This is a genomic window from Nocardiopsis sp. NPDC055551 (assembly GCF_053619415.1).
On the sequence record NZ_JBSHJJ010000018.1, the window covers coordinates 71,156 to 93,939 of the forward strand.

Below are 22,784 nucleotides of genomic sequence, written 5' to 3' on the forward strand. Positions count from 1 at the left end.
CGCCATCCGCCTGTCTCAAGGCGATCCGCGCCGCATGACCGGGACATTGGTCACAAATTCCCGATCACCGGCCGAAACCACGACGCGTCGTCTGTACCGGCGCTCGGGGCCTACCCTCGCGGAAGGACGCCTACCCTGTGACGATGCCTCGTGACACCCCTGACGCACTCGCGGAGGAGCCCACACCCACCGGTGAGAGCCGGTTGGCGCTGGTCCGACGCGCACGGAAGATGTACCGGGAGCTCTCCGAGCTCTATCCGGACGCCCACGCCGAACTGAACTTCACCACTCCTCTGGAGCTTCTGGTCGCGACGATCCTGTCGGCGCAGTGCACCGACAAGAGGGTCAACCAGGTCACTCCGGCGCTCTTCGCGCGCTATCCCGACGCCGAGGCCTACGCTTCGGCCGGGCGTGAGGAGCTGGAGGAGATGATCCGTTCCACGGGGTTCTTCCGGGCCAAGGCCAATAGCCTGATCGGTTTGGGTCAGGCCTTGTGCGAACGGCACGGCGGTGAGGTTCCGGGAAACCTCACAGACCTGGTCAAACTACCCGGTGTGGGACGAAAAACCGCAAACGTACTGCTCGGTAATGCCTTCGATGTGCCGGGTATCACGGTCGACACCCATTTCGGACGACTCGTCCGACGATTCGGGTGGACCGAGGAGGAGGACCCGGTCAAGGTCGAGCACGCGATCGGTGAGCTCTTCCCGCGCAAGGACTGGACGATGCTGTCCCACCGAGTGGTCTGGCACGGCCGACGGGTCTGCCACGCGCGCCGCCCGGCCTGCGGAGCCTGCGTGGTGGCGCACTGGTGCCCGTCCTTCGGTGAGGGGCCCACGGATCCGCCGACCGCCGAGAAGCTGTTGCGCATGCGTTCGTTCGCCTGAGCCGGTTCCGAGAACGGTTCCGACAACGGCCCCGGGCCCGACCGGAGACCGATCCATCGCGCGGGTGAGGGTCGGTACCCGGGAAGCACTCGACGGCAGTTTGTACCCTGATCACGTGAGTGCGCACACATCGGCCCCCGAGACGGGCCTCGGCCGGGTCCGACCACGTGCTCCGGCGGACCCCGACACCGTGGTGGAACACGAAAGCTCCCACCATCAGATGACCGGTTGGGAACCACCCGGATGAACCGCCCGGACGCTCTCGCTCGACACGTGTCCCGCGAGACGTCCGCACCCTGGACCAAAGACGACGGTGCGATGACCCCGGAACAGGTTCCTCCATGAACTCGACCCCGCTCTGGCTGTCCGACCTCGCGGACGCCGCCCGGACCATGACGGTGCCCGAACCCATGCGCCCACCGGCGCGAGGCGGCCGGGAATCGGCGGTCCTCATCCTGTTCGGTGAGACCGACCGCGGACCCGACCTGCTGCTCATCCAACGCAAGGCCGGACTCCGCCGGCACGCCGGTCAACCGGCCTTCCCCGGTGGCCGGATCGAACTCACCGATCCCTCACCCGAGGCCGCCGCCTTGCGCGAGGCCGAGGAGGAGACCGGGGCGATCCCGGCCGGGATCGACGTGGTGGGCCGACTACCCGAGCTCTACCTGAGCTTCAGCGACTTCCGTGTCGCCCCCGTGCTCGGCTGGTGGCGCGAGCCCTCCGAGGTACGAGCGGCGGACATCGACGAGGTCGCCGCGGTCTCCCGCGTCCCCATCGCCGACCTGGCCGATCCGGCCAACCGGGTCAAGGTGCGCTACGGCGACGGGTCTATGTGGGGCCCGGGTTTCCGGGTCGACGGCATGCTCGTGTGGGGTTTCACCGGAAAGATCATCGACGAGCTTCTCGTGCTCGGTGGATGGGAACTTCCGTGGCGCGTCCGGGGTCTCACAGACGAGTTCGAAGCCACCCCGCAGGGTCTGCGTCCGGTCGGTTAACCGCTCACCTTTTTGGAGGACAACCGTGCTCGACGCGGTTCTGGTCGTCCTGTTGCTGCTGTTCGCGGTGACCGGCTACCGACAGGGATTCATCGTCGGGGTGTTCAGCTTCGTCGGTTTCATCGGCGGAGGCGTGATCGCCGCCCTGACCGCACCCGAGCCGATCCAGAACTGGATCGAGGATCCGGGGCGACAGGCGTTGCTGGCGATCGCGGTGGTGTTCCTGGCCGCCGCGCTCGGACAGTTCCTCGCCTCCTACCTGGGCACCCTGGTGCGCAACAAGGTCACCTGGGATTCGGCGCGCGTCGTGGACGCCCTGGGCGGGGCGCTCATCAGCGGTCTGTCCGTACTGCTCGTCGCCTGGTTCATCGGCAGCACGGTCGCCAACTCGGCGCTTCCACACGTCTCACAGCAGGTCAGGGACTCGCGGATCCTCCACTCGGTGGACACGCTCATGCCCGACGCCGCCCACCAGGGCTTCTCCACCTTCCGTCGGGTGGTGGACCAGAGCGCGTTCCCGCAGGTCTTCAGTGGTCTGGGCACGGGGGAACTCGCGGAGGTGGAGCCGCCGGACCCGGATGTCCTCACCACACCCGAGCTCATCGAGTCGAGCCGCAGCGTGGTCAAGGTCCTGGGCACCGCCCCCTCGTGCCAGCGACGCGTGGAGGGGACCGGGTTCGCCTACGGGGAGGACCGCATCATGACCAACGCGCACGTGGTCGCCGGTGTCACCGACGACATGCGCGTGGTCACCAGGGACGGCCACCAGTTGCCCGCGACCCTGGTGCTGTTCGACGCCCAGCAGGACCTGGCGGTGCTGCACGTTCCCGGCCTGGACCTGAACCCGCTGGACTTCGACCACGAGGCGGACCAGGGCGACGACGCGGTCGTCGCGGGCTTCCCGCGCAACAGTGGCTTCACCGCGGTGCCCGCGCGTATCCGGGCCGAGCAGACCGCGCAGGGATCGGACTTCTACCACTCCCAGCAGGTGAGCCGGGAGATCTACCAGGTTCGCGCGGTGGTGCGTCCCGGTAACTCCGGTGGCCCGTTGCTCGCCCCGGACGGGTCGGTCTACGGGGTCGTGTTCGCTGCCGCCACCAACGAGGAGGAGACCGGATACGTGCTGACCGCCGACGAGGTCGCGGAGAACGCCCAGGAAGGGCTGTCCGCCACTTCCGAGGTCTCGTCCCAGACCTGCGACTGAGCAGGCCTCAGCGCGCGGTACAAAGCCGCCCCGGGCCGGTCCCGGGGCGACGGCGGGCGGGAGACCACGAGGGCGGCCGGGAGACGGCCGGACGAGTGCGAACACGAAGGGGGTGCCTTCCCGACCGGGAAGGCACCCCCTTCGTCGTCATCGTCTCGACGGTCCGGTCGATCCGGCCTTGGAGACCGGATCGCCGAACAGCGTCAGTTCGAGCTCGGATCCTGGGCTTGGTCGGTGCCCAGAGGCCAGCTCATGCGCACCACCGTTCCCAGTTCCTGTGGCTCGATGCTCACCTCGTCCGCGAGACCGGTGATCACCGCAAGGCCGAGGCCGGGGGAGAACCCGGAGATGCCCCCCGGAGGGGTGTCATCGCCATCGAGGAAAAGGCCATCGAGTAGGGGTTCGACATGGTTGAAGGTCTCGTCCGAGTCCTTGGAGGGGGCTCGATCGGAGACCACGACCTCGAATCGTCGTGTGGCGCTCCCGTTGGCGCGTGCTGCTCGGCTCGTGGTGTCGGTGCGGGGCTCCGACACCGGATCAGCTCCGCTCCCGTCGATCAGCTGGAGCAGGATCGGTTGCGTCGGGCAGTGCAGCTTGTGAGCCGCCACCGCCCGGGAGCAGGCCTCGCCGACCGCCAGCCTGATCTCATCGATCGCGGAGGCGGCGATTCCCGCTCGCCGTGCGACGGTCGCGGCCATGAGCCGAGCCGTACGCACGTGAGCGGGGAGCGCGCTGATCGTGAGCGTGATGGTTGCCATCGCTCGCTCTGGGCTACTTCGCGGAGCGCTTGTCGATGGCTTCCTGCACCGTGTCGTGGATGCCGAACACCTTGGTCAGGCCGGTGATCCGGAAGATCTTCAGGATCCGCTCCTGGGTGCACACCAAGTCCAGCGTCCCGTCGTGAGCACGGACGCGCTTCAGCCCGCCCACGAGCACACCGAGGCCCGTCGAGTCCAGGAACTCCACCTTCTCCATGTTGACCACGAGGTAGAAGTTGCCCTTGTTCACCAGGTCGATGAGCAGCTCGCGAAGTCGGGGCGCGGTATAGACATCGATCTCACCCTCAACGACGACGATCTCGGTGTCGCCCTCGGTGTAATGATCAAGCTTCAAGTCCACAAGTCCTCCAGCGCCGAACCGCGAATTCTCGCGAATGGTCTCTGCCGGGCGTTACCCCACCAGCACGCATTCAACCACGGGTGTCCCGAGTGTCTGCCCGCCCTGGGGGCGGGAAAACGGTGACCCCGCGCAACTCTTCCCTCGGATGTCACACTGAAACCGATGTGCATCGGTACCCGAGCCGTGCCCGGAGGGGCGTGTGCTCTGTGAACGTGTCCACTGAGAGGGGTCTCGATGAGGCGGTCGGAGCCCGTGCTCCCCGGAGTGTGGCGTGACGACACCCGGTACCCGCAGGTCACCCACATCGAGCATGTGACCCGGAACGCGGGAGTGAGCGGGGACTGGCCGGAGTGGACAGCTCCCCACCTGGTCGAACGGCTGGCCGAACGGGGGATCACGAACCCGTGGTCCCACCAGACGGCAGCCGCGGACCTCGCACGTTCGGGCCGCGATGTGATCATAGCCACGGGCACCGCCTCGGGAAAGTCGCTCGCCTTCCTTATGCCCGCCGTGGACGCGATCGACGCGGGTGGAACGGTGCTTTACCTCTCACCCACCAAGGCGCTCGCCCAGGACCAACTCCGATGGATTACGGACCTGGGGCTTTCAGGCATGCGTGCGGCCGTATATGACGGCGACACCTCCCCCGAAGAGCGCACCTGGGTACGCGAACACGCCGGGTACGTGCTCACCAACCCGGACATGCTGCATCACGGGATGCTCCCCAGACACGGCGCGTGGGCCCGCTTCCTGCGGCGGCTCCGCTACGTGGTGATCGACGAGGCGCACAGGTACCGCGGGGTGTTCGGGTCGCACGTCGCCCAGATCCTGCGGCGTCTGCGCAGGGTGTGCGCCCGCTACCGTTCGGAACCGGTGTTCGTGCTGGCCTCGGCCACCTCCGGGTCCCCGGCGGAGAGCGCCACCCGGCTGACCGGTGTGCCGGTGACCGCGATCAGCGAGGACGGCTCACCGCGACCGGGTCTGTCCGTGGCCCTGGTGGAACCGGAGATGACCGACCTCACCGGTGAGCAGGGCGCGCCGATCCGCCGTACCGCGCCCTCCCAGGCCGCCGAGATGCTGGTCGACCTGGTGCGGGACCGGGTGCGGACCCTGGTGTTCGTGCGTTCCCGACAGGGCGCGGAGGTGGTGGCGTTGTCCGCCCGGCGGATGCTCACCGAGCAGGGCGAACACGACCTGGCCGAACGGGTGGCGGCGTACCGAGGCGGGTACCTGGCCGATGACCGGCGGAGCCTGGAGGAAGCACTCCGTTCGGGAGAGCTGTTGGGTCTGGCCAGCACGAACGCCCTCGAACTGGGGGTGGACATCAGCGGGTTGGACGCGGTGCTCATCGCCGGATGGCCGGGCACGCTGGCCTCCCTGTGGCAGCAGGCCGGGCGCGCGGGCCGGCGCGGCGACGACGCGCTGGCCGTGTTCATCGCCCGGGACGATCCCCTCGACACCTACCTGGCCCACCATCCCGAGGCCATTTTCGGACGATCGGTCGAGGCCACCGTCCTCGACCCGGAAAACCCGCACATCCTTGGTCCACACCTGTGCGCGGCCGCCCAGGAGCTTCCGGTCACCCGTGACGACTTCGATCTCTTCGGAGAGAGCACGCGGGAGAGGCTCGATGAACTCGTGGAACGAGGGCTGCTGAGGAAACGTCCACGGGGGTGGTTCTGGACCAGCAACGAGAGGGCCAGTGACCTCGCCGATATTCGCGGTTCGGGGGGTCCACCCGTGCAGATCGTCGACACGGGCAGCGGCCAACTGCTCGGGGAGATCGACGAGGCCGCCGCGCACGGCACCGTTCACCCCGGCGCCGTCTATCTCCACCAGGGGATCACCCACCTGGTCGACGACCTCGATCTGGACGAGGGCGTGGCCTTGGTGCACACCGCCGAGCCGCCCTACAGCACGTGGGCGCGCGACACCACGGACATCTCCATCCGTTCCGTGCTGCGCCAGGAGACCTGGCCGAGTGGTGCGAGCGTGCACTTCGGCGAGGTCGAGGTGGCCCGCCAGGTGGTGGGGTTCCTCAAACGCGACGTGCGCACCGGTTCGGTCCTCGGCGAACAGCCCCTCGACATGCCCGAACGCACGCTCCAGACCCGTGCGGTCTGGTGGACGCTGACCGAGGAGGGTGAGAACCGGCTGCGCAAGGAGGACGTGGGTTTGCTCGGCGCCGCCCACGCGGCCGAACACGCCGCCATCGGCATGCTGCCCCTGTTGGCCACCTGCGACCGCTGGGACATCGGAGGCGTCTCCACCTCACTGCACCCCGACACCGGTCGTCTGACGGTGTTCGTCTACGACGGTTACGAGGGTGGTGCCGGCTTCGCCGAACGCGGCCACGCCGCCGCCCGAGAGTGGCTCACGGCGACCCGGGCGGTGATCGCGGACTGCGAGTGCGAACAGGGGTGCCCCTCCTGCGTCCAGTCGCCCAAGTGCGGCACGGGCAATGAGCCGTTGAGCAAGTCCGGCGCGCTGCGGCTGCTGGACGAGGTCCTCGGTGGGGTCACCGAAGAAGGCGACTGACCGGGCGCCGGAGGCATCTCCGACCAGGGCCGGACGCGGGACTCCCGCGATGGGGCCGGGGCGGACCTCGGGTGGCGCGCGGAGTTATCCACAGGCTGTGGATCGGCGCTTCCATCGCGAACCGGGACCGCGCAACCTGGAAGTGGGGCGGAACCTCATCCGTCCCGTCACCAGGGAGGTCCCGTGTTCCCCTACCCGTGCCCGACCATGCCCGTCCGCCTCGACGACCGAGGGTTGACCACGGCCGAATACGCCATCTGCACCCTCGCGGTGGTGGCGTTCGCCGGGCTCCTCTACGTCATCCTCACCGGAGACACCGTCCAGACCGCCCTCACCACGACCATCGTCGATGCGCTCGGCTCCGACCGCTGATCGCGGCTCCACCACGATGGAGACGGCCATGGTGCTTCCGGCGCTGCTGCTGGTGCTCGGTATCGCGCTCGGCGCGGTCGCGGCGGCCGCCGCCCAGCTCTCCTGCGCCGACGCGGCACGGATCGGGGCCAGGGCGCTCGCCCGTGGCGAGTCGCCGGAACGGGCCCGGGCCCTCGCGATGGAAGCCGCTCCGAACGACGCCCACATCGACCTGACCACCGACGACGACATGGCCCGCGTCACCGTGCGGGCCCGGGTCCGGCTCGGACCCGCCCTCACCCCACCCGTGGGGATCGACGGCGTCGCCGCGGTCCCCCTGGAACCAGGTCCATGAGGGGCGGCGACGTAGGTGCCGGCACCGCGGGGAGCGTCTCCGTGTGCCTGGTGCTGATGTTCCTCACCTACGCGGTACTGACCGGCGCCGGGCTGGTCCTGGACCGCGAACGGGTGGGGGCCGCCGCCGACCTGGCGGCGCTCGCGGCGGCGGCCCGTGCCCATCAGGGGGAGGAGTCGGCCTGCGCGGTGGCCGTCGAGACCGCCTCCGCCAACGGCGCGGACCTCGACGACTGTGCGCTCGACGTCCACACGGTCACGGTGACGGCCGCCCTGTCCTCGTCCCCGCTCCCCATGACCCTGCGGGCCGTCGCCCGAGCCGGCCCCGTCCACGACTCCACCGAGGAGGTGGAATGACCGCTCATTCCGTTGTTCTGTGCGCTCTCCTGCTCTGTGTTCCCCCGCCGCCCACCGATGGAGTCGCCCCCTGCCCCACGTCCGTGCCCTCGGCCACCCCCGCCACGGATCTCCCCGAGTCGCCGAGCAGTCGGGCCATATCCCCGGACGTGGACGCGGAGGCACCCGACACGGATGCCGACGCCGATGCCGGGACAGGGTTTCTCGGGCCCCTCGCCGACTGCGTCGCCGTACTGGAGGACGAGGCCTCCGGCGGGGACGACGCAGAGGGGCGTGTGGACGAATCCGAGGATCCGGGCGAGGACATCGATCCGTCCGCCCCGGCCCCGGACCCGACGGAACCGACGTCCGAACCATCGGCCGTTCCCGAGTCGAGTCCGGCGGTCCCCGAGGCCGAGCCCGAAGCGGAACCGACGCACGAGTCGGAGCAGACGGAGGGGGACGGCGCCGCCTCGGTGGTCGCCGAGTCCCCGCCCCCGTCCCCGTCCCCGTCCCCGACCCCCGAACCTCGGCCGGCGGAGGGCGGAACGGTGAGTCGGGCCTCCGACACCGCGCGCCCGACCCCCTCCGGCGACCACGACCAGGACCTCGGTGAACGACCACCGAGCAAGAAGGTGGAGGAACCACAGGAGATGGATTCCGTGGACGGTCTCGCGTTCGAGGAGACCTCGGCCACGAGTGTGTTCGGACGCGCGGTCGGGGTCACCTCGACCACCCTGCTGTTCCTGCTCGCCGCCGGCACCCTCGGGTTGCGCCTGGCCGTGGGGTGGCCGCGGTTTCCGCCGCTCTACCTGGGTCGTCGTCGCCTGAGCGATGACCTCGACGTCCACTGAACCGAGCCCGGGCCGGGGGAGACGTCCCCCGGCGCCCGGTGCCGGTCGTCGACGCGGGGCGTTCGGACCTGGTGGGACCCGCCGGCCATGGTCCTCGACGCCCCGTCCTTCGTTCCCGGCGCGGGATCCTCAGGGAGTCAGGGCCGAACCCAGCAGTTCCGCGGCCATGGGTACCAGACCGATCAGGACGAACGCCGGCAGGAAGCACAAACCCAGCGGCGCGACCACCAGCACCCCCAAGCGCTCGACGCGGGCCGTGGCGCGGGCCCGTAGCGACCGGCGCAGGTCGGACACGTGGCGGTCGAGCAGGTCGGCGACCGGGGCTCCCGTGTCGGCCGCCCGGGCCAGGTCTCGTCCCACCGCCACCAGGGGATCGGGCAGGGCCGAGCGTCGCCAGGCCGAGGCCGGTTCCGCGCCCAACCGCAACCGCTCGGAGACGGCGGCCAACTCCTCGCCCACCGGACCTCGGGCAGCCTCCGACACCGCGGCAAGACACACGGGGAGGGTCGCGCCGGCCCGGATGCCCGAACCGATCAGACCGATCAACACCGGCAGATCGGCGGTGATCGGGAGCCTGCCGGGATCGACCCGCGCTCGCGCCCCTCGCCACCAAAGCCAGAGCGTTCCGCCGAGTACGACGGCCCCGGCGAACAGCCCCAACAGCCCGGTCACGGCCGCCACCGCGATCACCGAGGCCACGAACCGGACCACGGGCCCTGCCGGCCGTCCCCACCGGCGTGGTGGATCCTCCCGTTCCTCGTCCGGTCGTGGACGGAACAGCACCCATACAGCGGCCACCACGCACGCCACCGTCAGCCCCTCGAAGAACATCCCCACCCCTTGCGCCCCTTCTCCGATCGCCGTGGGCACCATCGACCCCGGTCGTCCCACTTCCCCGCACGGCTCAGGGGCGGTCCACGGCGCCCCGCACCAACCGCAGGGTCCACCAAGCACCGATGAGGTCCAGTGACAGGCCACCGCCCAGACACAGCAGTCCCAGCGGTGTGGTGAACAGGAACTCCCACGGGGTCCCGCCCAGGCCCGCCGACATCGCCAGCCCCACCAGCGGAAGACCGCTCAGCATCATCGCGGTGGTCCTCGGCCCGGCCGTCCGGGCGGACGCCTCGGCCCGCGTCTCCTCCTGCTCGGTCAGGTTGGCCGCGAGGTCGTCCACCACGACGGCCAGCCCGGCCCCGGTTTCCGAGGCGACCTCCCAGCACGCCGCCAGATACGCCAGCTCCCACAGCCCCTCCTCACCGCCGGCCGTGCGACGCAGTGACTCGGCGTCGACCGGTTCTCCCACGAGTGGCCCGGCCTCGATCGCGGCCACCCGAAGCGCGAGCTCGGGTGGCTGTCCGGCGCGGAGTTCGGCGGCCATGACCCGGCAGAGCGTGATGACGGCCCGCCGGCGTTCGGTCACCATCCGGTGGGCGGCCAGAGGCGACCGGAACGCGGGTGGCGACCAACGTCGAGAGCGGGACCGGGGCAGGACCGTGGCCAGCCGGAACCGACCGGTCCGGGGCGGTGACCACAGCAGCGCCGCGGCCAGGGAGCACACCACCAGCAGGGTCAACGTCGCCACCCCCGCCCCAACCGCTCGACCAGCTCCGCCGTCCCCGCGTGTTCGATCCGGCGACCCTCGGGGGTGAACTCCACCGCCGGTTCGGCCCGGACCAGACCGGACCCCTCACGACGCAGGGTCCGCACCTCGGCCAGCCGTCGTCCTCGTCGGTCCCGGACCAGATGCAGGACGAGCACCCCGGTGGCCGCGAGCTGACTGTGCACCGCGCCTCGGTCCATCCCCGCGGCGCAGCCCATGGCCTCCACCCGTGCGGGAACCTCACCGGCCCCGTTGGCGTGGAGGGTGCCGGCGCCGCCCTCGTGGCCCGTGTTCAGGGCACTCAGCAAGGACACGATCTCCGGCCCTCGGGCCTCGCCGACCACGAGTCGGTCCGGACGCATTCGCAGCCCCTGACGGACCAGGGTCTCCAAGGACACCTCACCGCTGCCCTCGATGTTGGCCGGCCTCGTCTGCAACCGCACCACGTGCGGGTGGTCGGGGCGCAGTTCGGGGGAGTCCTCGGCCAACACGATCCGTTCGTCCGGTGGCACCAGGGACAACAGGCACGACAACAAGGTGGTCTTGCCCGTTCCGGTCCCGCCGCTGATCAGGAACGGAATCCGTCGGGTGATCAGTGCCCGGAGCAGTTCGGCTCCGGACGGGGTCAGCGTGCCGCACTCGATCAGCGCGGGCAAGCCGAAGACCCGGGTCGGTGGCATCCGCAGCGAGACACAGGCGCTTTCCGCCGCTATCGGTGGCAGCACGGCGTGGAGCCGCGCCCCACCTGGCAGCCGGGCGTCCACGTAGGGGGAGGCCGCGTCCAACCGGCGGCCGGCGCGGAACGCCAACCGTTGGGCGAGCCGACGCACCTCGTCGGCCGAGTCGAACCGCACGTGCTCGACCCGTCGTAGCCCCTCACCGGTGTCGACCCACACCTGGTCGGGGCCGTTGACGAGGATGTCGGTGACGCCGGTGGTCATCAGCTCCTCCAACGGACCCGCCCCGTACAGGTCGGCGCTCAGCGCCCGGGTGAGTTCGAGCATGTCGGTACCGCCCAGCAGGGTCCCCTCGGCGCGCAGGGCGGTCGCCACGTTGGCGGGGGTGATCGAGGACCCACTGGCCACGAAGCGGTTGCGGACCCGCTCCAGGAGGGCCTTGCGCTGCTCCGGGGAGATCGGCCCCGGCGCCACGGTGTTCCCCACGGGCTCCGGACCCGATCCGATCCCGCGTGGTGGAACCGATGTCGGTTCCGGCGGCCCACCGCCCTCGGAGGTGGCGGGGGAACCGTGCCACAGCCGTTCGATCCGCCTCATCCCGCCTCCCGCAGGCCGGAGAACGTTCCGACCACGCGGTCCGCGTACCGGGCCAGCGGCGACCGGGGGTGCCGCGCGGGCACCTCGCCCACCGTCAGGGCCCGGGACAGTCCGGGTTCCGGTGGCAGGTCCGCGTCCAGGTCCACCCCCAGACTTCCGGTGACCACCGAAGTGGACAGGCCGCCGTGTGACCCGCGCACCACCAACCGGAGACGGTCGGTCTCCTGTCGAAGTGTCTCGATCATGCGCGCGGCCGACACCACCGCGTACACGTCGGCGGGTACGACCAGCAGCACGAGGTCGGAGTGGTTGAGGAACACCCGGGTGGTGGCGTCGAAGGATCGCGGCAGGTCGATCACCACCAGATCGGAACCTCGCCGGGCGGAGGCCAGCACGGATCGGGCCGCGCCCACGGGCAGCGACGTCCCCTGCCCACCGGTGCCCCGCGCCCAGGTGAGGACGTCCACCAGACCCGCGTGGGGAAGCCCATCGCGTAGAGCCCGCCAGGGGGTACGGGAACGCTGGTTCACCAGGTCGTTCCAACCGGTGCGTGGACTCTGTGGGGTGTGGTCGCAGCCCAGGTAGATGTCGGGTCCACAACCCAGGGGGTCGGCGTCCAGGAGAGCGGTGGAGTGTCCGGCGCGTTCTCCGGCCAGGGCGAGGGCCACGGTGAGCAGGCTGGCCCCGGCTCCTCCACGTCCCCCGATGACCGACACGGTGGGCGCGGGTCGACGCTCACCGACCGCGGCGAACAGTTCGACCAGAAGCGACTCGTCCCGGGGGAGCAGGTAGACGGGTGAACCGTCGTCGAGTCCGGATCCTCGTCGACCGGGCCCCGTGAGGCCGGGCCCCTTCGGGCCGGACCCCTTCGGGCCGGACCCCTGTGGGTCGGTCACCGTAGGTCCAGGACCGGCGGTGACCCCGGCGGATGGTCCGGGAGAGGTGCGCTCCCCGTCGGACGGGTCCGGTGCCATGATCCGAGGATCCGGGGCGTCGGGTGAGCGGGAGGCGACCACCAACCGAGGGTGTGGCGGTGGCTCGGCCGCGCCCAGGGTCCCTCGCAGGTCCGCGCCGACCACGACCAGTGGCGCCCGGCGCCAGGAACGCAACGCGTGTTCGGGGTCGGGGGCGACGGCCACCTCGGTCGCGGCCGCGGTGGCCAACCGAAGCAGGTCGTCGAGGAGGGCGGGATCTGCGGTGACGATGAGGGGGCGCTGCGGAACGTCCATCGGACCTCCGGTGAGGGCGGGAACCTGCCCTTTCGACCTTGGTCGACACCGGAGCGCGAGAGAAGTGGGGTGCGCGGATCTGTGGATAACTCCGTGGGACCCGACCTGAGAGCCGATCGGCCTCACCCACGGGCGGGACATACGTACGGGGGCTGTCGTGTGTCCCGCCCGGCAGGCGAGGCGGAGCGGAAACCGTGGGTCTCGTCCCAGAGGGGGATCTGGGGCGGCCCTGGTCCGGCCCTGGGGGGACGGGTCGGCTGTTCCGCTCTCCTAGGAAGGGCCTGCGGGAGTGGTCATCGAACTCCCGAGACCTTGGAGATGGTCCGCTGGTGCGTGTTGGCGCGAAGAACGGTCGGTGGGACCGTCCGATCGACATGTCCGTATTGCCGTCAGGCACTCGAAAGGGACGTTCCGCCTCGGTTTTCACCGAGGATCTCGGTCCTTCGCTCAACTTCCGAGCCAGACGCTATCACGAGTGTCACGTATGGGTTCGGGAATCCAGGGGAAAACCTTCCGTCAACCGTCTATTCGACGCGTGGGTGTACGGCGTAGAAAGAAAGTGGACGGTGGCATGAGTCCCACCCCGACCTCGGTCACGGGAGCCCACGCCTCGCTGGGCCCCATAGGGCCTGTCCAGGTCTGATGGAATCGAGTTCCACCAGGTCGGACTACAGATCGCCGACGCTTGACAACCCGTCGCTCCAAGGTCGGAAACGGCGCCCCGGGTCAAGCCCCGAGGCGCCGTTCGACGTGCACGTGCAGATGCCCGTAGCATTCTTGAAAGATTGTCCAACGTTCAAGCGTGACCGAACCGATATCGAATGGCCGTTCCACTTGTCGGTTAATGGACGATTGCGAAACTTAGCGGCTTTCCCGCGCAAGGTCCGACACGGAGTGGACCGAAGCGCGTTCGGTGCGACTTCAGCCGCGCTTGAGCGCCTCGCACGTGGCCATGGAGTCCTGGGCGCCGGCGAACACGGCGCGGCAGCAGTACACGATCCAACCGCCGACACCCTCCGGGGTGCCCTCCATGTATCCGCGCAGGGCGGGGGCGTATTCGTCCCTCAACGTCTGGTGGCCCAGCTCGGAGGCGACCAACGACTTCGGGTCCAGGCCGCGCTCGATCAGGGTCAACCGCTCCGCGGCGCGCGCCACCAGTCCGTCACCCCATCCGAACGGACGGACCGCCATCAGCTCTCCGTGCACCAGCGACGAGGTGATCAGGGCGGGCACCTTCGTGCGGGACTCCAGCAGTCGGTACAGGCCCTCCAGCCGCGCGGAGGCCACCGAGGAACTCGGCACGGGACCCAGGTCCAGGGGATCCTCGGCCCGTTCACCATCCAGGCGTGGGCGGCCCAGCGCCTCCTCGGAGACCGCGTCGGCGGCGGCCAACGTGTGCAGTCGCGCCAGGGTCTGCCGGGGCGCCTTCGGCCAGGTGTCCACCATCGCGCCCAGCTCACCGCCGATGCGCAGCGCACCCTTGATCCTGGTGTCGTAGACGTGCCCCTCGCGGATCTCGTCCATCGAGACCTCGGCGCCCTCCAAGGCCGCCGACGCGCACGCGCCGCGCAAGGAGGACTCCAGGGACACGTCGTTGCTGCGCCGACGCAGGATCCGGTGGTCCCTCAGCCGGTCGACCAGGGTTCGCGTCTCGTCGACCGCGTCGCTCACCCCCGGCAGCTCGGCGATCCGGGACAGTGGGTCGGACAGGGAGGCAGAACTCGATTCGCTCACGTCAACCAACACTACGCGGCGGTAACACCGACCGCCCACATGCCCGGACGGGTTCTGGGAAGACCGTTCATCGCGGAGCGACGACCGTTCGTCGACCGTTCGGCGCTCGCCCGGCGCTCACCGCCGCTGGACCGAGACCCGGCTGTTCACGCGCCCTACGCCACATGATTAATTGGGTGCCCACCGCCAACGTAAGGAGAATCACAGTGGCCGACAGCACTCCCTCGAGCCAGGAGACACTGTCCAACCTTCTCCACGAAACACGTAGTTTCCCGCCGCCGGCGGAGCTCGCCGCGAACGCCAACGTCAAGGCGGACGCCTACGACGCCGCGGCCGCCGACCGACTCGGCTTCTGGGAGGAGCAGGCCCGCAGGCTCCAGTGGGATCGGGAGTGGGACACCGTTCTGGACTGGGACCCGCCCTACGCGAAGTGGTTCGTCGGCGGCAAGCTCAACGCCTCCGTCAACTGCGTGGATCGCCACGTCGACGCCGGTCTCGGTGATCGCGCCGCCATCCAGTGGGAGGGCGAGCCCGGTGACAGCCGCACCATCACCTACGCCGACCTCAAGGACCAGGTGTCCCAGGCGGCCAACGCGATCACCGCGCTCGGCGTGAAGAAGGGCGACCGGGTCGCCATCTACATGCCGATGATCCCGGAGACGGTCGTCGCCATGCTCGCCTGCGCCCGTATCGGCGCCGTGCACATGGTCGTCTTCGGCGGGTTCTCCGTCGACGCCCTCGGCCAGCGCATCGACGACAGCCAGGCCAAGCTCGTCATCACCGCCGACGGCGGCTACCGGCGCGGCAAGCCCAGCGCCCTCAAGCCCGCCGTGGACGGGGCCGTCGCGAACCGTCCCGTCGTCGAGAACGTCCTCGTCGTCCGCCGCACCGGCCAGGACGTCGAATGGACCGACCGGGACGTGTGGTGGCACGACGCCGTCGGCTCCGCGAGCACCGAGCACACCCCCCAGGCGCACGACGCCGAGGACCCGCTGTACATCATGTACACCAGCGGGACCACGGCCAAGCCCAAGGGCATCCTGCACACCACCGGCGGGTACCTCACCCAGTCCTCGTACACGCACTGGGCGGTCTTCGACCTCAAGCCGGAGACCGACGTCTACTGGTGCGCCGCCGACATCGGCTGGGTCACCGGTCACTCCTACATCGTCTACGGTCCGCTCTCCAACGCCGCGACCGTGGTCATGTACGAGGGCACCCCGGACACCCCGCACAAGGGCCGTTTCTGGGAGATCATCGAGAAGTACAAGGTCACGATCGCCTACATGGCGCCCACCGCGATCCGTACCTTCATGAAGTGGGGAGACGAGATCCCCGCGAAGTACGACCTGTCGAGCCTGCGCGTCATCGGTTCGGTCGGTGAGCCGATCAACCCCGAGGCCTACATCTGGTACCGGGAGAACATCGGCGGCGGCAGGGCCCCGGTGGTGGACACCTGGTGGCAGACCGAGACCGGCGCCATCATGGTCAGCCCGCTGCCCGGTGTCACCTCGGGCAAGCCCGGCGCCGCGATGGGTCCGATCCCGGGCATCGAGGCCGACGTCGTCGACGAACAAGGGCGATCGGTGCCCGACGGCGAAGGCGGCTTCATCGTCATCCGCGAACCCTGGCCGGCCATGCTCCGCGGCATCTGGGGCGACGACCAGCGCTACAAGGACACCTACTGGTCGCGCTTCGAGGGTCTCTACTTCCCCGGTGACGGTGCCAAGAAGGACGAGGACGGTGACATGTGGCTGCTCGGCCGCGTGGACGACGTCATGCTCGTCTCCGGCCACAACATCTCCACCACCGAGGTTGAGTCGGCCCTGGTCTCGCACCCCAAGGTCGCCGAAGCGGCGGTCGTCGGAGCCGCCGACAAGGTGAGCGGTCAGGCGATCGTCGGCTTCGTCATCCTGCGGGGTGGACAGGAAGAGGTCCCGGAGGACCTGGTCCAGGAGTTGCGCGACCACGTCGGCAGCTCGCTCGGCCCGATCGCCAAGCCCGCCCGCCTCCTCGCGGTTCCGGAACTGCCCAAGACCCGATCCGGCAAGATCATGCGGCGTCTGCTGCGCGACATCGCGGAGAACCGGGACATCGGTGACACCTCCACCCTGACCGACTCGTCGATCATGGACGTGATCGCCAAGCAGTTGCCCTCGGCCAAGACGGACGGCTGAGGGGTCGCGACACCGACGGTTCAACGGCGCCCCATCCCCTCCCGCGGGGGTGGGGCGCCTTCGACCGCTCACTCACCACCGAAACCGAAGCCCGCCGTTTTGCGTGCCGTGAGAGACATCGGTGGCATGGCATGTGCGAGGATGCGGAGGATAATCCGCGTGTTCGGACCGAGAGAAGGGAACCCCCACGATGGTGGACAAGCCGGGTACCGGCCGACCTGGCGCTGCCGGCGACCCCGAACGTTCCATCGGTGAACTGGTCACCGACGCCACCGACAACCTCTCGCATCTGGTCAAGCTCGAAATCAGGCTCGCCAAGCTTGAGGCCAAGGCGGACGCCGTCAAGATCGGCAAGAGCATCGGTGAGTTCGGTGCCGCCGGTGTCATCCTGCACCTCGTGGCGATCCTCTTCTCCATCACCGCCGGATTCTTCCTGGCGGAGGTCTTCGGTTGGCAGTACTGGACCTCCTTCCTCGCCGTCACCGGCTTCTACCTGCTGATCGCCCTGATCTTCGCCCTGGTCGCGGTCATCAACCTGCGTCGTCGCCAGGGCCTGGCCCGCACGGCGATCACCACCTCCCGCCTCGTGGGCATCCTTCGTGGAGAGATCCGTCCGCCCAGGCACGGCGGGGCCACGGCCGTCACCGAGGCCACCGCCACCAGTAGGACCACCGCCGGCGGGGCCACCGCCGTCACGAACGACTAGCGACCCGCGGGTGCTGGACGATTCGGTCGCCTATGTGGACGGCCCCTGGGCCCACCGGACGGTCGGCGCGGCCGGAGCCCGGTTCCACGTGGCCGAACTCGGCGAAGGTCCACCCGTCCTCCTCCTGCACGGCTTCCCCCAGTTCTGGTGGACGTGGCGCGACCAGATGACCGCCCTGGCCGGGGCCGGATATCGGGCCGTCGCCGTCGACCTCCGGGGCTATGGCGCCAGCGACAAGACCCCGCGGGGATACGACCTGGTGGGTCTGGCGCAGGACATGGCGGGGTTGGTCCGCGCGCTCGGGTCCGCCGAGGCCGTCGTGGTCGGACACGGGGTCGGCGGACTGATCGGCTGGACCATGACCGCCTATCATCCGGGTACGGTTCGCGCCCTGGCCGCGGTGTCGGCCCCCCACCCTCGACGCGCCGCCCGTGCCTTCCTTTCTCCGGGGCCCGGCGCCGGTCACATGCTCCGCTTCCAGGTGCCGATCCTTCCCGAACACCGGCTGCTCGCCGACGGTTGCGTCCGTGTGGGCGAACTCCTCGACGCCTGGTCGGCCCCGGGGTGGCCCGACCGCGAGGCCGAGGAACGCTACCGTCTCGCCTTCTCGATCCCGAAGGTCTCGCACTGCTCGCTGGAGTACCACCGCTGGATCTTCCGGTCGCGGTGGCGCGCGGACGGCCTCCGGTACGCCCATCGAATGCGCGCCGCGGTACGGATCCCCGTCCTCCAACTGCACGGTTCCCTGGACCCGGTCTGTCCGCCCGAGGTCGCCCGATCCTCGGCGCGACTCGTCGCCGGCCCCTACCGCTGGGTGTCGGTGCCCGACGCCGGACACTTCCCCCAGGAGGAGCGGCCGGGTCACGTCGCGGAGGCTCTCGTAGGGTGGATGCGGGAGATCGATGGCGAGCGGCGGGGAGGCACCCATGACGACACGGGCCGAGGGCGAACGCGACCGTAACGAGGTCGGGCGGGCACAGAACCAGCGGCCTCGTGACCGGTACGGGCGCCCTATGCCTCATGGCGGTCGGGGCGAGGTCGAGCGTGTGCCCGACGACGCGGAGTTCACCGTGGAGGAGGGGCTGGGCGAGGCCCAACGGCTCTTGGACCAGGGTTACGCGTTCACCGCGCACGAAGTGCTCGAAGCGGTCTGGAAGTCGTCCCCGGAGCCGGAGCGGGAGCTGTGGCGAGGACTGGCGCAGACCGCGGTCGGGGTCACCCACGCCCAGCGCGGTAACCGGTTGGGCGCGGCCCGCCTGTTGCGACGAGGCGCCGACCGGGTGGAGGAGTTCGGTCCGGACGCTCCACACGGGGTGGACGTGGCGGGGATCGCCGTGTTCGCGCGGGGTCTGGCCGACGATCTCGACAGTGGGCGTGCCACCTCTGGCGACGGCATCGATCCCTCTGGAATGCGGCTGCGGACGGCCTAATTCCGTCCGGACCGAAACCCACCACCAGAGCGGTATGACAGGGGTTATCGAGACCTCTGGCCCTCCTGTGCCTCCAGTGACTACAGAGGGTAATTTCTGATTCATGCCCGTATACGTGCTTTGTCATTTGCATGGCACTAACGCATTATGCGATGTCATCTGAGGCAAAAAAGACCAACAAAGCCATTAATCCGAATCCCGAGATCACCATGGGGTCACATCTTCAATCCCAATTGGGGAAATGGTGAACCGACCCTCTTAATTATTCTTCCGCGTGCGTACAATCCCCGGATCACCGCTCGCCGGTACGTGACGCGGGCGGCGTGCACCACACAGAAAGGTGGCACCGCTTCGACCCCGACCCGCGTGATGTCGCCCCAGTTCAATACCCCTGTGGACGACGGAACGCATACGGCGGTGCGCGGCACCGAAGCCCAAGAGGCGGCTGTTCCGCACACCTTCGATGACGGGGCCGAAAAGGATGTGCCCGTCTCAAGGAGGACGGATTGTCTGGGCTCAACATCGCCGCGGATAGTGGCATGGCCCTGGCCCTGGAAGGCAGGGACCTCACCCTCGTCATCGTCGTCATGGTGGTCGCGCTCCTCGCGCTCGCCGTAGCGGGGATGCTCGTACGTGAGGTACTCGCCGCCGGGCAGGGCACCGAACGAATGCGCAATATCGCGGTCGCCGTTCAGGAAGGCGCCGCGGCCTACTTGAAACGACAGTTCCGCACACTCGCGGTCTTCATCGTCGTCATCCCGCTACTACTACTTCTCCTGCACGCCGACACATGGGCCATCGCCATCGGCCGATCGTTGTTCTTCGCCCTCGGCGCCCTGCTCTCGGCGGCCACCGGCTTCATCGGAATGTGGCTCGCGGTCCGCGGCAACGTCCGTGTGGCCGCCGCCGCCCGTGGCGGCGGCGAGAGCGACGGCCACGCCGCCATGCGCATCGCCTTCCGCACCGGCGGTGTCGCCGGCATGATCACCGTCGGCCTCGGCCTGCTCGGCGCCGCGATCGTAGTCCTCATCTACCGGGAGAACGCCCCCATCGTCCTGGAGGGCTTCGGCTTCGGCGCGGCCCTCCTCGCGATGTTCATGCGAGTGGGCGGTGGCATCTTCACCAAGGCCGCCGACGTCGGTGCCGACCTCGTGGGCAAGGTGGAACAGGGCATCCCCGAGGACGACCCCCGAAACGCCGCCACCATCGCCGACAACGTCGGTGACAACGTGGGCGACTGCGCCGGCATGGCCGCCGACCTGTTCGAGTCCTACGCGGTGGTCCTCGTCGCCTCGCTCATCCTGGGCCGTGTCGCCTTCGGCACCGAGGGGCTCGTCTTCCCCTTGCTGGTCCCCATGATCGGTGTCATCACCGCCATCATCGGAATCTTCATCGTCGCGCCCAGGGCCAAGGACAAGACGGCGATGAGCGCGATCAACCGCGGCTTCTTCGTCTCGGCGGGCATCTCCGCCGTCCTCGTCATCGGCACCGCGCTCTGGTACCTGCCCAGCAGCTTCGACCAGCTGAAGGGCGTCAGCGACGGAGTCCTAGAGGAGATCGCCGCTGCGGGGACCGACCCCGACCCGAGGTTCATCGCCATCGTCGCGGTCCTCATCGGACTGGTACTCGCCGCGGCCATCCAGCTCCTCACCGGCTACTTCACCGAAACCGACAAACGCCCCGTCAAGGACATCGGGCAGAGCTCCGAGACCGGCGCGGCCACCGTCATCCTGTCCGGCATCTCCGTGGGCCTGGAGTCCGCGGTCTACTCGGCCCTGCTCATCGCCGGCGCCGTCTACGCCGCGTTCCTCCTCGGTGGCGGCTCCATCACCCTCAGCCTGTTCGCCGTCGCGCTCGCCGGTACCGGGCTCCTCACCACGGTCGGCATCATCGTCGCCATGGACACCTTCGGTCCCGTCGCCGACAACGCCCAGGGCATCGCCGAGATGTCCGGGGACGTCGAGGGCAAGGGCGCCGACGTCCTCACCGGCCTGGACGCCGTCGGCAACACCACCAAGGCGATCACCAAGGGCATCGCGATCGCCACCGCCGTCCTCGCCGCCACCGCGCTCTTCGGAGCGTTCCGCACCTCGGTCCAAGAACGCCTCGGCGAGGGCGAGATCTTCTCCCTGTCGCTGGACAACCCGGACGTCCTCGTCGGTGTCATCATCGGCGCGGCCGTCGTGTTCTTCTTTTCGGGCCTCGCCATCATGGCGGTCGGCCGGGCCGCCCAGCGGGTGGTCCTGGAGGTGCGCAACCAGTTCCGCACCCGTCCCGGGATCATGGACGGCAGCGAGACGCCCGAGTACGCGCGGGTCGTCGACATCTGCACCAAGGACTCCCTGCGGGAACTGGTCACCCCCGGTCTCCTCGCGGTCCTCGCACCGATCGCCGTCGGCTTCGCCTTCGGGTACGCGCCGCTCGGTGCCTTCCTCGGTGGCGCCATCGCCGTGGGCGTGCTCATGGCGGTGTTCCTGTCCAACGCCGGTGGCGCCTGGGACAACGCCAAGAAGCTGGTGGAGGACGGACACCACGGAGGCAAGGGCTCGGCCGCCCACGAGGCCACCATCATCGGTGACACCGTCGGCGACCCCTTCAAGGACACCGCGGGCCCGGCCATCAACCCGCTGCTCAAGGTGATGAACCTGGTCGCGCTGATCGTGGCACCCACCGTGGTGATGTACGCGGACAACGTGGTCCTCCGGGTCGGAGTGACCGTCGTGGCGGTCGGCATCCTCGTCGGTGCGGTGCTCTGGTCGAAGAACAGGGGGTCGGGGACGGAGAACGACCTCGCCGAGGTCGATGGTCGGACCACCCCGAAGGGGGCCCCGGAAGCCGGTGGAGACGGCGAGGTCACCGGAGACGAGAAGACCGTGGTGGGCGACGCCGTCGCGGACGAGGGTGGGGACACCGAAGGGAACCGGAAGGAGGAGGCCCGCGCCGCCGACACCGGCAAGGGCTGACCCCACCGACCCCGGGTGGGGAGACCTCTTGCCTCCCCACCTTTTGTCTCCCCACCTTCGCCGAGCGGCCGTCCGGGACCTCCGGGCGGCCGCTCCGTTCACGCACCTACCCTGGTGGAACGGATGTCGGTGCTCTGAATGAAGGAGTTGTGTCGAGGTGTCAGGGGCAAAGGGACTGTTCATCATCCTTGGGGCCATGTTCGGCTTCATGGCGTTCATCACCGTGGTCGCCACGGTGGTGTCCCCATGAGTCGCACACTCCTCCTGATGCGCCACGCGAAGGCCGAGGACGGGTTCGGGGCGATCGACTTCGACCGTGCCCTCACCGACAAGGGCCGAGACCAGGCCGAGAGGGTCGGGCGTCTCCTCAAGGAGAAGGGGTACGCACCGGAACACGTCATCTGCTCCGCGGCCGCCCGGACACGACAGACCCTGGACGGGGTACTGGGTGCGATGGATTCGGCCCCGGAGGTCGACCACACCGAGGCCGCCTACCTGGCCGGCCCGGAGAGCCTCCTGGAACTCATCACCTATGTGGACCCGGTGGTGAACACCCTCTTGGTGGTCGGACACAACCCGACCATCGCTCAGGTGGCCGCGTCGTTCATCGGAGAGCAGGCCATGGCGGCGTTCTCACCGGCCACCGTCGCGGCGATCGACCTGGAGGGGGAGTGGCTCTACGCGGCTCCGGGAACGGGCACCGGCCGGATCCTCAACTGATGTGACCCACGGCACAGGGTTTCCGGGTTGCACGGGTGGGAGGGCAGGGGTAATGTTCTCCGAGTCGCCTCCGAACGGCCCAAGGCCGAGAGGGGGACGAGATCTTCTCGATCGAAACGAACACGGGTTCTCCGTGGGCGTGATCGGATCTTCGAGTCAGACACTTCCTCTTCTTCACCGAAATGGTTCGGGCACTCCCCGAGACATGTAAGATGATGAGAGTCGCTTCAAAAGCCCAGCGTTCAAACCGACAGGTGAAAACGCAAAGCCGAAAGAAGCACAAACGGGCCTTTACCCCGATCAGGAACACCGA

General features: G+C 69.2%; 21 protein-coding genes. 14 read left to right on the forward strand and 7 right to left on the reverse strand.

The features are described 5' to 3' along the window. Positions 1-143 precede the first annotated feature (143 nt). From nth to ACWGSK_RS26775, 3 genes are all read left to right on the forward strand, one after another. Entirely contained in the window at positions 144-887 is a 744-nt protein-coding gene (gene nth, locus ACWGSK_RS26765) for an endonuclease III (RefSeq protein WP_190318453.1), read from the forward strand. A gap of 341 nt (positions 888-1,228) precedes the next feature. After that, positions 1,229-1,882, forward strand: a complete 654-nt coding sequence (locus ACWGSK_RS26770; protein WP_358511075.1) for an NUDIX hydrolase — start codon at positions 1,229-1,231, stop codon at positions 1,880-1,882. 25 nt (positions 1,883-1,907) lie between these two features. Beyond that, a complete protein-coding gene (locus ACWGSK_RS26775; RefSeq protein ID WP_452457103.1) occupies positions 1,908-3,086 on the forward strand; it encodes a MarP family serine protease in 1,179 nt (392 codons plus the stop codon). A gap of 203 nt (positions 3,087-3,289) precedes the next feature. Here ACWGSK_RS26775 and ACWGSK_RS26780 read toward each other — a convergent pair whose 3' ends face one another. Then, positions 3,290-3,844, reverse strand: a complete 555-nt coding sequence (locus tag ACWGSK_RS26780) for an ATP-binding protein (RefSeq protein ID WP_358511069.1) — start codon at positions 3,842-3,844, stop codon at positions 3,290-3,292. Between the two features lie 13 nt (positions 3,845-3,857). Next, positions 3,858-4,205 (reverse strand): STAS domain-containing protein, encoded by a 348-nt coding sequence (locus tag ACWGSK_RS26785; RefSeq protein WP_067603943.1) that lies wholly within the window; start codon positions 4,203-4,205, stop codon positions 3,858-3,860. A 234-nt stretch (positions 4,206-4,439) separates the two neighbouring features. Between ACWGSK_RS26785 and ACWGSK_RS26790 the strand changes: the two genes are divergently transcribed. The 5 genes from ACWGSK_RS26790 (at position 4,440) to ACWGSK_RS26810 (ending at position 8,638) form a co-directional block, all read left to right on the forward strand. After that, positions 4,440-6,743, forward strand: coding sequence for a DEAD/DEAH box helicase (locus ACWGSK_RS26790; RefSeq protein WP_358511066.1), 2,304 nt, complete (start codon positions 4,440-4,442; stop codon positions 6,741-6,743). Between the two features lie 183 nt (positions 6,744-6,926). Further along, positions 6,927-7,115: a DUF4244 domain-containing protein gene (locus ACWGSK_RS26795; RefSeq protein ID WP_358511063.1), complete on the forward strand. Its 189-nt coding sequence runs from the start codon at positions 6,927-6,929 to the stop codon at positions 7,113-7,115. Then, a complete protein-coding gene (locus ACWGSK_RS26800) occupies positions 7,093-7,449 on the forward strand; it encodes a TadE family type IV pilus minor pilin (RefSeq protein ID WP_358511060.1) in 357 nt (118 codons plus the stop codon). The genes ACWGSK_RS26795 and ACWGSK_RS26800 overlap by 23 nt, the downstream gene beginning before the upstream one ends. Then, on the forward strand, positions 7,446-7,805 hold the full coding sequence (locus tag ACWGSK_RS26805; protein ID WP_358511057.1) for an Rv3654c family TadE-like protein: 360 nt from the start codon (positions 7,446-7,448) through the stop codon (positions 7,803-7,805). The genes ACWGSK_RS26800 and ACWGSK_RS26805 overlap by 4 nt, the downstream gene beginning before the upstream one ends. Then, entirely contained in the window at positions 7,802-8,638 is an 837-nt protein-coding gene (locus ACWGSK_RS26810; protein WP_358511055.1) for a hypothetical protein, read from the forward strand. The genes ACWGSK_RS26805 and ACWGSK_RS26810 overlap by 4 nt, the downstream gene beginning before the upstream one ends. Before the next feature lie 129 nt (positions 8,639-8,767). Here the strand turns inward: ACWGSK_RS26810 and ACWGSK_RS26815 are convergent, their stop codons facing one another. The 5 genes from ACWGSK_RS26815 to ACWGSK_RS26835 form a co-directional block, all read right to left on the reverse strand. Further along, positions 8,768-9,469, reverse strand: coding sequence for a type II secretion system F family protein (locus ACWGSK_RS26815; RefSeq protein ID WP_358511052.1), 702 nt, complete (start codon positions 9,467-9,469; stop codon positions 8,768-8,770). Positions 9,470-9,542: 73 nt separating this feature from the next. Continuing rightward, positions 9,543-10,220 carry a type II secretion system F family protein gene (locus ACWGSK_RS26820; RefSeq protein WP_452457104.1) on the reverse strand — a complete coding sequence of 226 codons (678 nt, stop codon included), beginning with the start codon at positions 10,218-10,220 and terminating at the stop codon, positions 9,543-9,545. Continuing rightward, positions 10,208-11,512 carry a TadA family conjugal transfer-associated ATPase gene (locus ACWGSK_RS26825; RefSeq protein ID WP_358511047.1) on the reverse strand — a complete coding sequence of 435 codons (1,305 nt, stop codon included), beginning with the start codon at positions 11,510-11,512 and terminating at the stop codon, positions 10,208-10,210. The genes ACWGSK_RS26820 and ACWGSK_RS26825 overlap by 13 nt, the downstream gene beginning before the upstream one ends. Then, positions 11,509-12,741, reverse strand: a complete 1,233-nt coding sequence (gene ssd, locus ACWGSK_RS26830) for a septum site-determining protein Ssd (RefSeq protein WP_358511044.1) — start codon at positions 12,739-12,741, stop codon at positions 11,509-11,511. Before ssd ends, ACWGSK_RS26825 begins: the two co-directional genes overlap by 4 nt. A 921-nt stretch (positions 12,742-13,662) precedes the next feature. After that, positions 13,663-14,475, reverse strand: a complete 813-nt coding sequence (locus ACWGSK_RS26835) for a Fic family protein (RefSeq protein ID WP_358511041.1) — start codon at positions 14,473-14,475, stop codon at positions 13,663-13,665. A gap of 206 nt (positions 14,476-14,681) precedes the next feature. Between ACWGSK_RS26835 and acs the strand changes: the two genes are divergently transcribed. The 6 genes from acs to ACWGSK_RS26865 all read left to right on the forward strand — a co-directional run bounded on the left by acs (position 14,682) and on the right by ACWGSK_RS26865 (position 22,471). Next, on the forward strand, positions 14,682-16,652 hold the full coding sequence (gene acs, locus ACWGSK_RS26840) for an acetate--CoA ligase (RefSeq protein ID WP_358511038.1): 1,971 nt from the start codon (positions 14,682-14,684) through the stop codon (positions 16,650-16,652). A gap of 190 nt (positions 16,653-16,842) precedes the next feature. Beyond that, positions 16,843-17,358 (forward strand): phage holin family protein, encoded by a 516-nt coding sequence (locus ACWGSK_RS26845; RefSeq protein ID WP_452457105.1) that lies wholly within the window; start codon positions 16,843-16,845, stop codon positions 17,356-17,358. Between the two features lie 10 nt (positions 17,359-17,368). Further along, positions 17,369-18,319 carry an alpha/beta fold hydrolase gene (locus tag ACWGSK_RS26850; RefSeq protein WP_358511032.1) on the forward strand — a complete coding sequence of 317 codons (951 nt, stop codon included), beginning with the start codon at positions 17,369-17,371 and terminating at the stop codon, positions 18,317-18,319. Then, positions 18,285-18,788 (forward strand): DUF309 domain-containing protein, encoded by a 504-nt coding sequence (locus ACWGSK_RS26855; protein WP_358511029.1) that lies wholly within the window; start codon positions 18,285-18,287, stop codon positions 18,786-18,788. Before ACWGSK_RS26850 ends, ACWGSK_RS26855 begins: the two co-directional genes overlap by 35 nt. 539 nt (positions 18,789-19,327) lie before the next feature. Then, positions 19,328-21,751 carry a sodium-translocating pyrophosphatase gene (locus ACWGSK_RS26860; RefSeq protein WP_358511184.1) on the forward strand — a complete coding sequence of 808 codons (2,424 nt, stop codon included), beginning with the start codon at positions 19,328-19,330 and terminating at the stop codon, positions 21,749-21,751. 246 nt (positions 21,752-21,997) lie between these two features. Further along, positions 21,998-22,471 (forward strand): SixA phosphatase family protein, encoded by a 474-nt coding sequence (locus ACWGSK_RS26865; protein WP_358511027.1) that lies wholly within the window; start codon positions 21,998-22,000, stop codon positions 22,469-22,471. Positions 22,472-22,784 lie beyond the last annotated feature (313 nt).

Coding starts and splice junctions, on each gene's coding strand:
- nth (WP_190318453.1), top strand. CDS start 144: ATGCCTCGTGACACCCCTGACGCACTCGCGGAGGAGCCCACACCCACC.
- ssd (WP_358511044.1), bottom strand. CDS start 12,741: ATGGACGTTCCGCAGCGCCCCCTCATCGTCACCGCAGATCCCGCCCTC.
- ACWGSK_RS26855 (WP_358511029.1), top strand. CDS start 18,285: ATGACGACACGGGCCGAGGGCGAACGCGACCGTAACGAGGTCGGGCGG.
- ACWGSK_RS26790 (WP_358511066.1), top strand. CDS start 4,440: ATGAGGCGGTCGGAGCCCGTGCTCCCCGGAGTGTGGCGTGACGACACC.
- ACWGSK_RS26780 (WP_358511069.1), bottom strand. CDS start 3,844: ATGGCAACCATCACGCTCACGATCAGCGCGCTCCCCGCTCACGTGCGT.
- ACWGSK_RS26865 (WP_358511027.1), top strand. CDS start 21,998: ATGAGTCGCACACTCCTCCTGATGCGCCACGCGAAGGCCGAGGACGGG.
- ACWGSK_RS26845 (WP_452457105.1), top strand. CDS start 16,843: ATGGTGGACAAGCCGGGTACCGGCCGACCTGGCGCTGCCGGCGACCCC.
- ACWGSK_RS26815 (WP_358511052.1), bottom strand. CDS start 9,469: ATGTTCTTCGAGGGGCTGACGGTGGCGTGCGTGGTGGCCGCTGTATGG.
- ACWGSK_RS26800 (WP_358511060.1), top strand. CDS start 7,093: ATGCGCTCGGCTCCGACCGCTGATCGCGGCTCCACCACGATGGAGACG.
- ACWGSK_RS26825 (WP_358511047.1), bottom strand. CDS start 11,512: ATGAGGCGGATCGAACGGCTGTGGCACGGTTCCCCCGCCACCTCCGAG.
- ACWGSK_RS26860 (WP_358511184.1), top strand. CDS start 19,328: ATGGCCCTGGCCCTGGAAGGCAGGGACCTCACCCTCGTCATCGTCGTC.
- ACWGSK_RS26810 (WP_358511055.1), top strand. CDS start 7,802: ATGACCGCTCATTCCGTTGTTCTGTGCGCTCTCCTGCTCTGTGTTCCC.
- ACWGSK_RS26805 (WP_358511057.1), top strand. CDS start 7,446: ATGAGGGGCGGCGACGTAGGTGCCGGCACCGCGGGGAGCGTCTCCGTG.
- ACWGSK_RS26770 (WP_358511075.1), top strand. CDS start 1,229: ATGAACTCGACCCCGCTCTGGCTGTCCGACCTCGCGGACGCCGCCCGG.